Annotated in this window: 15 protein-coding genes; 7 read left to right on the forward strand and 8 right to left on the reverse strand. The window is 56.3% G+C overall.

Going from position 1 to position 13,519, the window contains the following annotated elements; genetic code table 11:
• Positions 1–89 precede the first annotated feature (89 nt).
• On the forward strand, positions 90–995 hold the full coding sequence (locus tag VGK48_27085) for a TIGR03435 family protein (GenBank protein ID HEY2384856.1): 906 nt from the start codon (positions 90–92) through the stop codon (positions 993–995).
• Positions 996–1,535: 540 nt separating this feature from the next.
• Here VGK48_27085 and VGK48_27090 read toward each other — a convergent pair.
• From VGK48_27090 to VGK48_27105, 4 genes are all read right to left on the reverse strand, one after another.
• Entirely contained in the window at positions 1,536–1,739 is a 204-nt protein-coding gene (locus tag VGK48_27090) for a POTRA domain-containing protein (GenBank protein HEY2384857.1), read from the reverse strand.
• The gene (locus VGK48_27095; protein HEY2384858.1) at positions 1,703–3,094 is read right to left on the reverse strand and encodes a M56 family metallopeptidase; all 1,392 of its coding nucleotides are present in this window, start codon (positions 3,092–3,094) and stop codon (positions 1,703–1,705) included. Before VGK48_27095 ends, VGK48_27090 begins: the two co-directional genes overlap by 37 nt.
• A 356-nt stretch (positions 3,095–3,450) precedes the next feature.
• Positions 3,451–3,861: an HI0074 family nucleotidyltransferase substrate-binding subunit gene (locus VGK48_27100; protein ID HEY2384859.1), complete on the reverse strand. Its 411-nt coding sequence runs from the start codon at positions 3,859–3,861 to the stop codon at positions 3,451–3,453.
• On the reverse strand, positions 3,827–4,141 hold the full coding sequence (locus VGK48_27105) for a nucleotidyltransferase domain-containing protein (protein HEY2384860.1): 315 nt from the start codon (positions 4,139–4,141) through the stop codon (positions 3,827–3,829). Before VGK48_27105 ends, VGK48_27100 begins: the two co-directional genes overlap by 35 nt.
• 147 nt (positions 4,142–4,288) lie before the next feature.
• Between VGK48_27105 and VGK48_27110 the strand changes: the two genes are divergently transcribed.
• The 3 genes from VGK48_27110 (at position 4,289) to VGK48_27120 (ending at position 7,533) form a co-directional block, all read left to right on the forward strand.
• The gene (locus VGK48_27110) at positions 4,289–4,630 is read left to right on the forward strand and encodes a hypothetical protein (GenBank protein HEY2384861.1); all 342 of its coding nucleotides are present in this window, start codon (positions 4,289–4,291) and stop codon (positions 4,628–4,630) included.
• 156 nt (positions 4,631–4,786) lie between these two features.
• Entirely contained in the window at positions 4,787–5,623 is an 837-nt protein-coding gene (locus VGK48_27115) for a hypothetical protein (protein ID HEY2384862.1), read from the forward strand.
• 2 nt (positions 5,624–5,625) lie between these two features.
• Complete coding sequence (locus tag VGK48_27120; GenBank protein HEY2384863.1) at positions 5,626–7,533, forward strand: hypothetical protein; 1,908 nt, start codon at positions 5,626–5,628, stop codon at positions 7,531–7,533.
• On the opposite strand, the gene VGK48_27125 is transcribed toward VGK48_27120, so the two are convergent.
• On the reverse strand, positions 7,530–8,363 hold the full coding sequence (locus VGK48_27125) for a DUF1698 domain-containing protein (GenBank protein HEY2384864.1): 834 nt from the start codon (positions 8,361–8,363) through the stop codon (positions 7,530–7,532). The genes VGK48_27120 and VGK48_27125 overlap by 4 nt on opposite strands.
• Before the next feature lie 190 nt (positions 8,364–8,553).
• Here VGK48_27125 and VGK48_27130 point away from each other — a divergent pair, with 190 nt between their 5' ends.
• Together VGK48_27130 and VGK48_27135 are read left to right on the forward strand one after the other, a co-directional pair.
• A complete protein-coding gene (locus VGK48_27130; GenBank protein ID HEY2384865.1) occupies positions 8,554–9,459 on the forward strand; it encodes a DMT family transporter in 906 nt (301 codons plus the stop codon).
• 88 nt (positions 9,460–9,547) lie between these two features.
• Positions 9,548–10,453, forward strand: coding sequence for a hypothetical protein (locus VGK48_27135; protein ID HEY2384866.1), 906 nt, complete (start codon positions 9,548–9,550; stop codon positions 10,451–10,453).
• Positions 10,454–10,831: 378 nt separating this feature from the next.
• Here the strand turns inward: VGK48_27135 and VGK48_27140 are convergent, their stop codons facing one another.
• On the reverse strand, positions 10,832–11,206 hold the full coding sequence (locus tag VGK48_27140) for a hypothetical protein (protein ID HEY2384867.1): 375 nt from the start codon (positions 11,204–11,206) through the stop codon (positions 10,832–10,834).
• A 224-nt stretch (positions 11,207–11,430) separates the two neighbouring features.
• On the opposite strand from VGK48_27140, the gene VGK48_27145 reads away from it, so the two are divergent.
• The gene (locus tag VGK48_27145; protein HEY2384868.1) at positions 11,431–12,102 is read left to right on the forward strand and encodes a hypothetical protein; all 672 of its coding nucleotides are present in this window, start codon (positions 11,431–11,433) and stop codon (positions 12,100–12,102) included.
• Positions 12,103–12,202: 100 nt separating this feature from the next.
• Here VGK48_27145 and VGK48_27150 read toward each other — a convergent pair whose 3' ends face one another.
• Both VGK48_27150 and VGK48_27155 read right to left on the reverse strand, forming a co-directional pair.
• The gene (locus VGK48_27150; GenBank protein ID HEY2384869.1) at positions 12,203–12,619 is read right to left on the reverse strand and encodes a thioesterase family protein; all 417 of its coding nucleotides are present in this window, start codon (positions 12,617–12,619) and stop codon (positions 12,203–12,205) included.
• Positions 12,619–13,512 carry a hydroxymethylglutaryl-CoA lyase gene (locus VGK48_27155; protein ID HEY2384870.1) on the reverse strand — a complete coding sequence of 298 codons (894 nt, stop codon included), beginning with the start codon at positions 13,510–13,512 and terminating at the stop codon, positions 12,619–12,621. The genes VGK48_27150 and VGK48_27155 overlap by 1 nt, the downstream gene beginning before the upstream one ends.
• Positions 13,513–13,519: the final 7 nt, after the last annotated feature.

Below are 13,519 nucleotides of genomic sequence, written 5' to 3' on the forward strand. Positions count from 1 at the left end.
CTCTTATTTTGTGCAAAGGCTAACCCACCACCAATCCGTTAGGATCGGCGCGAAATCCGCCGTACCATTCATTATCAGGATCTTGCCGCATGACTCTAAAGCTGAGCTTCGAAAAAGAGACGGCGTTGGCGATCGCCCGAATCCTGGCTGTCGCGATTCCGGTTATCCTTGGCGTTACGGCCGCGCCCGTGCTTCGTGCTCAGTCTGCCGAAAAATTCGAAGTCGCTTCGGTCAGGCGTGTGGAGATCCCGGCTACCGACAGGGGTGTCCCAGTGTTTCTCCCCACGGGTGGCATAGGCACCTCGGACCCGGGCCGCATTACCTACCACGCTACCTGGCTTATTCCATTGATCGCAGAAGCCTTTGGCGTTCGATCGGACCAGGTTACCGGACCAGCGTGGCTCACCAGAGAACGCTACGACATTGTCGCCAATATTCCCATGGCCGCCACAAAAGACCAGTTCAACCTCATGCTGGGGAATTTGCTCATCGATCGCTTCCGTCTCCGTTTCCATATGGACTCGACGATTCGCCCGATCTATATGTTGCGCGTAGGAAAGAACGGGCCGAAAGTCAAACAGATCAAGCACAGCGCTGACGACCCAACGGCAGCACCCGGTCGAATCGGAGCGCTCGACCCGCAGGGCTGTCCGGTCCTGCCGCCGGCCCGTCAGGGCATCGTCGGCCTGGGAACCGGTCCCGGCGAAATGTGTTGGACGGGGCAAGCCGTCCCAATGGCAGACATTGTGAGATTTATCGAGGGCGAGGGCGCCGGCAGGCCCATCGTGGATGAAACCGGCCTCACGGGCCGCTACGATTTCAAGATTCACCTCCAGACGGTCAACCGCGCCCCTACCCCCGGAGCCGCGCCGGATCCCGCTCCAACCGTCTTCAACTCTGTTGAGGAACAGCTCGGCTTGAAACTGGAGTCCGCTACCCATTCCTTCCCTCAACTCATCATTGATTCCATAGAACGCGAGCCGACAGAAAACTGATATGCGAGCAGGTAGTAAAGATTTTTTGATTTTTTTCAAAATCCGTAAGTGATTGTTAAATATATCTGACGAGGCGACTTTGGAAGTTAGAGGGGGGACAATTGTCGTGCCGCGACAATCTCCTGGGACGGGTCCAAGCACATTGTCGTGCCGCGACAATCTCCTGGGACGGGTCCAAGCACACTGTCGTGCCGCGACAATCTCCTGGGACGGGTCCAAGCACATTGTCGTGCCGCGACAATCTCCTGGGACGGGTCCAAGCACATTGTCGTGCCGCGACAATCTCCTGGGACGGGTCCAAGCACACTGTCGTCTCACGACAATCTCCTGGGACAGGTCCAAGCACATTGTCGTGCCGCGACAATCTCCTGGGACGGGTCCAAGCACACTGTCGTGCCGCGACAATCTCCTGGGACGGGTCCAAGCACACTGTCGTCTCACGACAATCTCCTGAGACAGGTCCAAGCACATTGTCGTCTCGCGACAATCTCCTGAATCTTCTAAAAACGGGGACAGAGAGCAATTTCAGAGGGAAATTACTCACTGTCCCCGTTTCCCGGTTCTCTCGGTGGTTTTCTCGTCCTCTTGAATGTTGATCGTCAGGTTGACGGCTTTCTTCTTCTCGTCCAAATCCTGAATGGGGACCGCCACAAAGTTGAAGAACCCGCGGCTACCGTACATCTTGATTAGTTTGTCGAAATTGTTCCTCAACATCGTCTCGTTGTAGACCTGGCCGGGAACCAGGCCGAGTACACGTCGGACTTCGTCGGCTGTGAACTGTTTGTTTCCCGGTTTCCCGTTACTTTGACATCGCCGATCCGATACTGATCGTTCTCTTCGATCTTGATCGTGATGAAATATTGATTCTCCAACCTCCGGCCGACCTGGACTCTTTTTACTTCGACAACCGGATCGGGGAGGTTGACGCGGATGTAACCGTGGTCGGCGTAGAGTATCTTTATCCTGGTCACATCATCCTGCAGCTTCAAATCAGGGGTATCTTTTCCCACCAGCACACTGGAATTGCTCCCTTCCTTGATCAGTTTCATCGCGCCTTTGATCTGGGCAGCAGTGAAGACATGATTCCCCTGGATATTGATCTTTTGGATTTTGACCTTGGGGGTAACCGTTACCGGTGTCTGTGAGACGTTCTGTGGATATGCAGCCGCTGCCACGTATACGAGAGGCGTTCCCAATGCCAGAATCGCTATGATGCTGAAGAGAGTGACTCCGCGCGAACATTTCGTTCCATCCAGAATGCGTTGGATGCGATCCTTCTGCCGGCCGTATCGCGCCATCGGAACGCCCTGTAAGCCGGCTCTGCGCACTCCCCGCTGCATGAAGTCCAGCAACATTTCAGCGTACGCGGCGCGCTCAGGCATTGCAGCGATGGCCGCATCGTCGCTCGCTTCTTCTGCCACCTGTACGATACGCCGGTGAAGGAGCCAGCTCAGGGGGTCGTGCCACAGCAGAGCCCGATGAATCGCCGAGACGAACTGTACTGCCGGATCGCGGCGACGGACGTGGGAGCACTCATGCGCCAGTACGGCATTGACCTTTGCGGCGTCCCATTGACGCCAATCGCAAGGAAGCACGACTGCGGGCCGCGAGATCCCGAGTGTCACTGGAGCAGTAATGTCTTCTGATTCACGAACCTCAATTCCTTCCAGCGCACGATCGGTTGCGCGGCTGTTGCGCAGCAAGTGGATACTGATCGCTATACCTACGCCCAGCCGCAGCATGAGCACCAAAACGCCAACGACGTATATCAACAGAGCCGCGCGACCCCAGTTAAGGCGCCCGAATATGCCCCAATTGCGCTGATCCATCCCCATGTCCGCCTGAGGACCTGCAAGCGATGCCACTGCCGGACCATCCTGAAGGGCGACCGGTTTTTCAAAACGAGTTGTCATCGACGTCGCGAAGGGAATGCCCGGCAGCACTGCGCCGAGCAGCGGAATTGCCAGCGATGCGCTCAGTATTACTGTCCAGGCGGCCCAGCGGATCGCGGGGTCCTTTACTCGCGCCGCCAGAAGCAACAGTGCCCCACTCAGGATCAGAATCGAGGAACGTAACGGCCATTCCACTAAAAAGCTCATGGCTGTCATATTTTCTTTTCCTTTCGCGAGGCAATCTTCGCCGCCAGTCGTTGCAACTGTTTCGGCTCCAGCAGTTGGTTATCCACCAATCCGACCAGCAACTCTTCCACGGATCCGGCCGACCGCCTGATCGCCGCCGCGGCCGACCGCCACAACATTGAGCTTTGGCAAAGCTGAAAGGTTTTCCGTAACGGTACTTTCGGGCGCTGCCGCTTTGACCGGCGCCTGAACGATCTATCGCCCGGTGCGGGTACAGGGCCGGCTCCTGCGAAGCGCCGGGAAAGGCTCGGTCAGATGCAGGCCGTAACCGAGGCACGCGAATGTCATGATGAACATACTGTGTGATATCGAGGTAACTACGGCCGTTGAAGTCGAGCCAGAAGGGATTGCAATGCCGACAGGTGGCTATCACGCACGCGAACAGAAATCTCGTTGGCTTCGGACTCGTCGTAGACGTGTGTCGAGGTGTTCCGGTCCTCCAGCATCTTGAGAAACCCGGATTCGCTGACGGTCTCGATCAGTCCCTGCTTGAACGCAGCCTTCAGAACGCCCTTGGGTGACGAGACAACAATCCCCTCGTTTTCTGCGAGGTACACCCGCAGCGCTTTCCATGCCAGCTCAAAGGTGAATTCAAAGCGTTGAAGGATGGCGTCCGACCGGATTGGCGACTCGGGCGCGTTGATGGCTTCGCCGAGACGCCCGGCCGCTTTGGAGAACTTCGATATTGCGAGATCAGACTTTTCGCTCGTAAACGACCTTTCCCGTATTCAGGATGAGATTCCGTAAGCCGGGTTCGACGTCCGGCAAGTAAACGATATCGACGCTGTAAAGACCCACAGAATCATTGACCGCTTCGCGGATACGGTATGCCTTGTCGGGCGGCTTGGGCGCGTCGACAGCAAGATCGAAATCCGAGCCCGGCCTATGCGTGCCCTCAGCCCGCGATCCGAACAGGAGGATCCGCCGCGGATCGATTTCGTGTTTCAGTATCGATACAGCAATCTGCAGCACTTCGTCTTCTCTCTCGGACATCTCAACGGCAGGCATGACGGGTCTTCTCCGCAATCCATCTACAGTCTGGCTCAGCCCTGAACCTCAGGCAAGCGGACTTTCGGGAAATACAACGCAATCCCTGATATTTTTGACTACGGGAAAGGGCGGTGGCAATTACTACGCTACCCATGGAAAAGCGAAATGCCGATTGATTTGGACGCTGACCTTCTTCGCAGGGTCCAAAAGATTCTCAAGGAATATGCGCCGGCCTGTGAATATGGGCTTTCGTTCGCGAGTTCGAAAAAGCTCGAAACCATTCGCGGACCTCGATCTTGCAATCATTTCTCCGGAGGGAATGCCGCCCCGGCAACTTGCCGTACTGAGCATGGCGAGGCGGTTTTTTCGGGAAATGGGGGGACAGTGAGCAATTCTGGAAATTGCTCATTTGCAGTTAAACTGTTCGAGGCCAATTCGATGGGGGCAATTGCGTGGAGTTTTTCGTTAGAAGATATTTCTTCCTGGTTATCGGCCTATCCGTCGTAGGTCTCATATCTTGTACTGCGCGTAGCGAGACTCGGACACCACCATCGAAGCCGGGTATTTCGTTCTGGTATTGGCATGACGTCGATTTAACACCGGAATCCGGCAGCCTGTCGCTCGATGTCCCTCTCGACGCCGACTACTTTTATGCGGGGCGCATTGAGCAAGACACCCCCGTCGAGATGGTATGTCGGCCGCAACATTCCCGCGCAGCAACCCGGCAGCGTTGTCAATCTGTCTGCGAGTCAGCCGGACGATATTCGGCCCATTGCTGCAAGGATTGATAGTAATGTCTGGCGTGGGCGGTTCAATAAGTACGCGAAGCGGTATCGTATCGGAATCTCCACATTTGGCCGCTCCGCCGTCGTTTCTCAGGGCAGCCTCATGGTTTATGGCGACCTGGTTCCGCTGACCGTGGCAAACAACTCTGCCTTTTCGCTGCAGCCCTCCCGGACGCCCGCTGGTGAGCTTCTTCTCAAGTACCGCGCAAACCGCAGCGTGAGTATCTCCTATACAACGTTTCAGGAGGGTGATCTCATCGAATTTGTGATCCCGACAGCGGAATCCGTACGGGATGCCTACAGCAGTGCGAAATCCCTGGGCGGCAACTTCGCTGGAGTCATTTTCTTCCGCTGGCCGATACCGGACCGTGAGATTTCTTTGAGTCCGAAAGAGGTGCTCGAAGCGATTGGAGCGTCTCAAGTGAAGGCAGGTCCACCACGGGTGGCGGCAAGGGATGGCGGCTGTGTCGCTGTACAGTGCGCGGATGTGTCGGTGGTGAACATCGATCGGCAGTCCAACACCCGTCATCGGTACAAAATAACGAGTTCGATTCCGCTGGAGTACTTCTTGCCGGAAGCGGGAGCCGGTGCTCGCCCGTCGGGTTCCGACGCGCTGGAACTTGTTCTCCCACCTTTTCCAGGTACGGATCATGTTGACCTTGGCCGCGTCGTCACTGCTGGACCGTCCGTCTTTTCTGTTGAGAAGGAGAACTGAGGGTGAGACGAATACCCTTTGCCCTGTTGCTGCTGCTGAGCGCGGTGGTCGTTCTGGAAAGCTGCGCCTTCGACGATACTCTTCGCGAATATCTCAATCGTCACTTCTGGTTGCAGTTCAGCAGGCACTCCGTTCCCTTCGAACGAAAAAATGTGCGGCGCGCCTCCACACCTTATGCGGGAATGGATGCCGATCATCCCGGTAATGACAGGCTGGTTGCGCTGCGCAGGGCATACGAGGATATTTCGGATATCGATGGCGGGGAGTATTACGGAGGGTTCGGCAGTCCTTCGCGAGTGGAACGGCTAACAGCAATCAGTGGGGCGAGGAAGGCATTGGAAGCGGCTTCCGCGGATACCCGACTGACGGCTCCACAAAAAGAGGAAGTCGCTCTGGTTGCCGCGAAGATCGATATGCGGCAGGCGGAACTTAATGCAAATGACCCGCAAGGTCTCCGCGGCTCGCGCCAGAAGTTTCAGTCGTTTGTCCGCTCCGCACGGAGCCGCGCGTTTGCCAGTGAAGCCCGCGGGTGGATTGGTCATGTCGATTGGCTGCTTGGGGATCGGACTGCGGCGGGAAAGATCTATCTTGATGAACTGAACCGTGACGGCTCGAATCTAAGCCGGGAAACGATCTTGAATTCACTACAGCTCGTTTACGGTTACGACGGCGGAGCGGACCTGAGATCCCATATCGCCGATTATTTTGACACGGCGGCCCACGCGGCATTTGCGATACAACTCGTATCAAATCCTCATACAAAGAACAGGACGCCCGATGAGTTGAAGGCGGATACCGAGGCTTACAATGCCATTATGGAACTGGCGGACAAGCATAGAAACCTGTTCGATTCCCCATCCAGACCGGAGGCCTTAACGCTGCTTTTGATGCGAACCGCATTGCGGATGGGCGACCCGCAAAGCGCCCGGAACGTCGCCGGAATGCTGCCGGCGGATTCCAGCCTTTTCGAAGATGTCGATCTGAATTGGATGGAGGCATCCGCGTATTTCATTTTGCATGACTATCAGGAGGCAGAAAAACCCCTGCAAAAGATGTTTATGTCCCGACGAGCGTCGGCCGACGATAAAGCTGCCGCCGCGTACGGATTGGTCGGAGTGTACGAAAAGGTGAATAACCCGGTTGAGCAACTTCACTTTGCTCTGTGGTTGCAGGCACAACGGGACGGACCTCCAAGCGCACGATCTGTATCAATCCCGACCCGCGTTGAGGATCGCACACTTTACCTGGCATTTTCTGGGTGGGATCTGGCAGCGCTTCTGGACTATCAACTTCCTGTCGATGTTTTGGTTGAGTTTATAAATCGGTACCGGGACCTGCCGCGGTTGGAACTCGTTCGATATGCCGTCGCCGTCCGGAAGGCTCGCGAAGATCGGTATGAGGAAGCTGCTGCGGCTTATGCCGCCATTGGTGCATCCGGCCGTGCCGCCCGCATGCGCCAGGTGGCTGCTTTATTCGATCAGACTAAAGATGCCGGATTCACTAACCAGCAACGTATGGAGGCCGAGTATCGATTCGCCGAGTTTCTGGATAACAATTCCGAACGCGTTTATTTCAACAACAGGCTCTGGGACCACTTTCAGAATGATGCATTGATTGCAGACTCAGACAGCCGGCTTACGCGCGAAGAGCGTGATGCATTTACGTCAGGCGAGCGGGAGTTGCGCGATCTGCAAGAGGAACGCTGGCGCGCTTATCTCGTACTGAATCGGATCGTGGAAGAGAGCGGCCGGAATCCCCTTGGGCGCAAAGCCGCTCAATTAGCTATCCGTTGCCTCAGGGGAATCGCCACTCGACGTTTCGGCCGCGAGCAGGAAATCGCCCAGGCGGATATTCGCCTCTCCAATTGGTTGAAACAGTTGAGCCGTCCCCCTCAACGAGGGCGAATCTAGCCACAACGAACGATCACGTCGTGATCGTTCGTACATATCATCTGTTCGAGAGTGAAACCACAGGAACGAAGAATGGCGGCCGCTCCATCGATGTTCGGAACGAACCAGCAACTTCCGTCGCCGTTCAATGCGCCTTCCACGAAATGCAGGGACGGGACTTGACCGTCGGACATCATAGGTGAATTGAGTTCAAGATTCCTTGCTGCGCGTCGTCTTTCTGTTAGTTTTCGTTGATGATGTCCGGTTGTGATCGTCTGGAAGATCATCGTTTTCGAACAGACAGCACGGGCAGCTTCCAGCGCAACCAGCGGGTGTCGAAGGTGATAGAACAAGCCCATGAATAACACGATGTCAAACTTCCTTCCGAGAGTGGCGACATCGTAAGCAGACAAGCTGCGGAAATCGACATCCAATCCCAATGTATCCGCGGCGAACCGAGCCTGCTCGATTGCTTGCGGTTGTTCTCCCATATCCAGGCCAAGGACGTACCCTGCGCCGAGTTCCTTCAATTTCAGCGAGAAGAAGCCGGAGCTGCAGGCAATATCCAAACAGGATTTTCCCTTAACGTCCGGCAACAGGGTCTCGACAAGTCTCCATCGTGCGAGCGGATACTCAATGCCTGGTTGTGCACCTGAAGGATTGGTCCACACTCCGGAAGCAATTTCGTAGTTGTGAAACCAGGGTTTGAGTTCTTCTATTTTCTGGATGATTCTGCGGAGATCACCCTCTGAGACTCTCTGTGCTGAGTTCAAATGGCAGCCATGGACAGGCTCGATTTTCTTCGGCAGAGTCTCCGAGATCAGAGACTTAAACCAATGTTTAAGCTTCACCGCCGCAATTTGCATAGTAGAGTTCGATTATTCCATTAAAATACGCAAGAAGCTCTATTGATTGTAAAGGAATCAGCAAGCGTCGCTGTTCGGATTCCAAGAGCTTAAAGGCACGAGATAGCCCGGATTATCGACGATGCGTACCGGTCGGCCATGGTCCGCGCCTGCACTGTGTTACCTTGACTCCGATATGAGGCCGGCCAGTAAGGCGCTCCTGCAGATTCATTTCTGTGTTTTCCTCTGGGGTTTCACCGCAATTCTGGGTAAAGCCATCACGTTGTCGGCGTTGCCGCTGGTCTGGTGGCGGATGCTGATTGTTACAGCGGCTTTGGTGATCGTACCGGGATTCTGGCGGGGACTGGCGAAGCTCTCTGGACATTCGGTGGCGGTATATCTGGGAATCGGTCTGGTTGTGGCGATGCACTGGCTGACGTTCTACGGTTCGATCAAGCTGTCGAATGCCTCCGTCGCGGCGACCTGCATGGCATTCACGTCCGTGTTCATTGCATTCTTCGAGCCTTTCATGATCCGGCGGCCATTCGATGTGAGGGAGATATTCTTCGGTCTCGCCATCATTCCCGGCGTCGCGTTACTGGTGGGCGGCACACCGGCACATATGAGGACCGGCCTGGCTGTGGGCGTGCTTTCGGCTTTCCTCGCCGCCATGTTCGGTATCCTGAACAAGCTCTTCATTCATCGCGGGGCGGCGCTGACTATTACCGGGTTGGAAATGGCTGCCGGCGCCATTTGCTTTGCGATCATCGCGCCGATTCTCCCTGCAGCGTCGGTTTTCGTTGTGCCGACCCGTCACGACGCAGTGCTGCTCTTGACGCTTGCTCTGGCTTGCACGCTCGCGCCATTCGCGTTATCGCTGGTTGCTCTCCGTCATATCTCGGCCTTCACGACCGCACTCGCTCTCAACATGGAGCCGGTGTACGCGATCGTGCTGGCGATCCTGATATTCCGGGAGGAACAACAATTGACGCCGGGATTTTATTTAGGCGTCGTCGTTGTTCTCGCCGTTGTTTTCGCTCACTCGGTCGTGAGTTCCCGCGGCGAAAGATCCCCTGTGGGCATCACCCCGAACCTCCAGTAAGTTGATAGATCCGGACATCGGGCGCGTTGTGTCTTCAACAAGTTAAAGATGGCATTGGTATTGCCCCAGCCCTGGACTGGAGGTCCCGATGAAAGACAAGCAGGGTCCGGTTCTCGGAGCCATGACGGCCATGAATCTGATACTCGTTATAGCGTTCGGTTATTCCTTTTTTTCCACGAACAACACGCTTACGGATCGCGTTGCCAGGCTCGAATCCGCGGCGGACAGCCAGGAAGAACGGCAGCACGAATCTTCTAAACAGCAATCTTCCAGAGCGGAATCCGCGAAAGATGAAAAGCAGATGGCCGACATCCTCTCGGATCTCGGCGTCATCAAAGAGAAAATCGGCGTCACTTCCACAGAATTGAAACGCGCGCGCGAAACGGCCCAGTCGCTGAAACGGAAGCAGGAGGAAACGGAAGAACAGCTGGCCAGCCAGCTGGCTTCCAAAGCGGACTCCACGGATATCGACGGCCTGAAGGAAACGACGACGAAATTAGCCGAGGTACAGCAGGATTCGAGCGGCAAGATCGGAAGCGTTTCGGGCGAACTTGCGGGTTTGAAACAGGATCTCGCCGCCACCCGCGAAGACTGGGGACGCCAGCTGACGGACGTCAAGACCGTTCTCAGCGAAGGGATCGCACGGAATTCCGGCGAACTCGCACAGCTGAAGAAGAAAGGTGAGCGGGATTATTTCGAGTTCGATATTCGAAAGAACTCCAAACCGCCGTTTTACCGCGTCGCCGACATTCAGCTTTCGTTGCTGAAAACGGATCCGGGGAAACACAAATACAATGTTGCGATTCAGGTCGATGACAACCGTCTCGAGAAAAAAGACCGGACCGCGAACGAACCGGTCCAGTTCCTGGTCGGCCGCGATCAGCTTCGATATGAAGTCGTGGTCAACTCCGTCGAGAAGGACCACATCCGCGGCTATGTCAGCGCGCCGAAGGACAAAACTCTATCTGCAGAGATTCCGCAGTTCCGGCAGTAGGCGGGAGCCGCCGGATGGTGGCGGCTCCTAACTATCATGACCGACTACAGACAGTTGTCAGTGAAAGTGCTAGGCTGAATCGCCCGTCCAGCGTGAAGCTGCATGGGTCGAAGAGGTTTAGCGTTGTATGTCGACACGCTGGTTTCTGGTGATCGCCTTATCTTTATTATTCGCGGAGCGGTTGTCCGCTCAAACTACACCGACCCCGACGTCCGTGACGCCATCTGCGGTCCTTGCAGGCTCGAGCGATACTCAAATCACGGTTAAAGGCAATGGTTTCATTTCGAGCGCGGTCGTTTCAGTGATGGTGAATAATCCGACGATCTGGAATCCGGCCAGCCAGAACCTTTTGACCACCTTCATCGATTCTTCAACCGTTCAGGCGGTTGTACCTGCCGCCTTCCTTGCCAGTCCGCAGTCCTTGCTGGTGAGGGTTTCAAATGGGGGACTTCCAAACTCCTTCGGTCCCAGCCTGGCCGTCGAGAGCACGTCACCCCCCGCGATCACTTCGATGTATCCAGCGGGTGCCGCCCCCGGCACGATGGTTTCCCTCAATGCCCACGGCGAGAACCTGATTGGAGCATCAGTTTCAATTGAAGGTAGCGGCATAACTGGAGGCAGCCCCCCAAGCTTTTCGGCATCCCTGGCGGCTGCGTTTGTTGTCATTGCACCGGATGCGCCGCTTGGTGCACGAACCGTAACGATTTCGAGGTTGGCCGGATCGACCACAACATGCGGTGCAAATCCGTGCACTTTTAACATTGTAATCGCGGGCACATGGACAGATGTCACGCCCTCCGCTTTGCCTTCGTTTTCACCTGGCCCTGTCGTAAAGCTGCTCGACGGACGCTTGCTGATGATCGGCGCCTTTACCTGCCGGCTATACCGCGACTGTTCCTCTTCCCATAACGGACGTCGAGACCGGCTCTATACACACCGGCTATGTCGTTGTGACGGGAGATGGAAGCGCATTGCCGGTGGCCACTCTCACGTACGGTAGCGTCAGCGGTGGAATCGTTCAGTCCCAGGCGGCTGTATTGCCGGCGCCGCTGACTGCCGCTACTTCGATTGGTGTGGATATCGTTCCGGGAATCGGCCGAAACCTCGGGCTGGCGATCGCAAATCCGGGAGCGAGCGCCGCCGTGATCACCTTGACGCTGAGCGGGCTCGACGGCACAACGGTGGGATCGCCGGTAACACTCTCGATTCCAGCAGCGGCGCAAATCGCGCGATTCCTGTCCGAGTTGTTTCCCACAACGACGGTCGGTGCTGCATTTCGAGGCAGCATCAGCGTTCAGAGTTCAACGCATGTTTCGATTATCGGCTTGCGATTCTCGGGAGCGGAGTTCAGCACGGTGCCGGTTCCGGTTTCGAATCCGGCAGCGGTTCCCGCTAATGGACTTGTCGGAGGCCCGAATGCCACGATGTTTCCGCAGTTCGCCATGTCCGGCGGCTGGGCAACCGAACTGGACCTCCTGAACAACACATCCTACCCGATGTCCGGGCGCGTCGATATCTTCGACTCAAACGGAAACCCGTTCGCGATCTTATGGAATGGCAGCCGCCAAAGCGCTTTTAGCTATTCCATCCCACCGAATGGCGCACTGAGCTTGTCGCCCAGGGATGCGAATGGACAGTCGCCGTTTTAGAATATGGTGGTGTGTGAGCGACCCCCTGCCGACCGCTTCGCGGCCAGCTCTCCCCCTGTGTCAGGGGGAGAGCTGCACCATCCCCACACACCATGTTGAGTCACTCGCTCGGTTTTGAGTTCTCGCGCAGAAGATTCAAATATCGCCCCGGCATTGCCTTCGGGCGGCCATCTGGCCCGATCACAACGTGGATCGTTTTGCCTTCGGCCAGGAGCGTCTCGTCGCGCTTGATCCGATACGTGAATTCCACCACGCGGCTCCGCACTCGCGCGAGTTCTGTTTCGATGAGGATTTCGTCTTCATAACGAGCAGGAGCGATGTACCTGCAGGTGGCTTCCGCGACGGTCAGAAACGCCTTCTCCTCCCGCTCGAGATCACGATAGCTGAAGCCGCAGTGGCGGCAGAAATCGCTCCGGCCGACCTCCATCCAGATGAGATAGTTTGCGTAATACGCCATTCCCATCTGATCGGTTTCGGCGTAGCGCACACGGATTCGGCTCGTAGAAACCTGTCCCATCAGGAAACTTTCAGCACCCTGGACGGCAGATCGCGCGCGAGTTCCTGTCCGATGAAGTGGGACGCCCGGCGGAGAAGCTTCAGGTTTGCGCCGGTTTCGATTCCGAGACGATCGAGAAGATAGAGCAAATCCTCGGTCGCGACGTTCCCGGACGCTCCGGGAGCGTAAGGACAACCTCCGAGGCCGCCGGCCGAGCTGTCGAAGGTGGTGATTCCCATCTGGAGCGATTGATAGACATTCGCGACAGCCATCCCGTAGGTGTCGTGAAAATGCATCGCCAGCTTCGAAGCAGGGAAGCGGTCAAGAAGGAGTCCGACCGTGCTCTCGACGTCGCGCGGAGTGGCGGCGCCGATCGTGTCTCCAATCGAGACTTCATCAACTCCTAAATCGAACAGCGCGCCCGCGACGTCGGCCACTTTCTCTTTCGCGATCGCGCCTTCGTAGGGGCAGACGAAACAGGTTGAGACATAGCCGCGGACTGACATCCCTTCTTTCAAGGCTCGTGCCATAACCGGTTTGAATCCATCGATGGATTCCTGGATACCCATGTTGATGTTCTTGCGATTGAACGTCTCGGAAGCGGCCGTGAATACTGCAATCCGGCGGATGCCGCTTTCCAGGGCGCGTTCGAGACCCTTCATGTTGGGAACCAGTGCGGAATATCGAATGCCGGGCAGCGGTTCGAGTTGCTGGATGAGGTCCTGGGCGTCGGCAAGCTGGGGGACCCACTTCGGGTGAACGAATGAAGCGACCTCGATGTCCTTCATTCCTGCGGCAACAAGCAGGCGGATGAATTCCGCTTTCTTTGCAGTCGGGACAATCGCCGATTCATTCTGCAGACCGTCGCGCGGGCCCACTTCGACAATCCGGACTTGCTTGGGTAAAGGATTCACCGGTCTT

This window comes from Terriglobia bacterium (genome assembly GCA_036496425.1).
Taxonomy (GTDB): domain Bacteria; phylum Acidobacteriota; class Terriglobia; order 20CM-2-55-15; family 20CM-2-55-15; genus 20CM-2-55-15.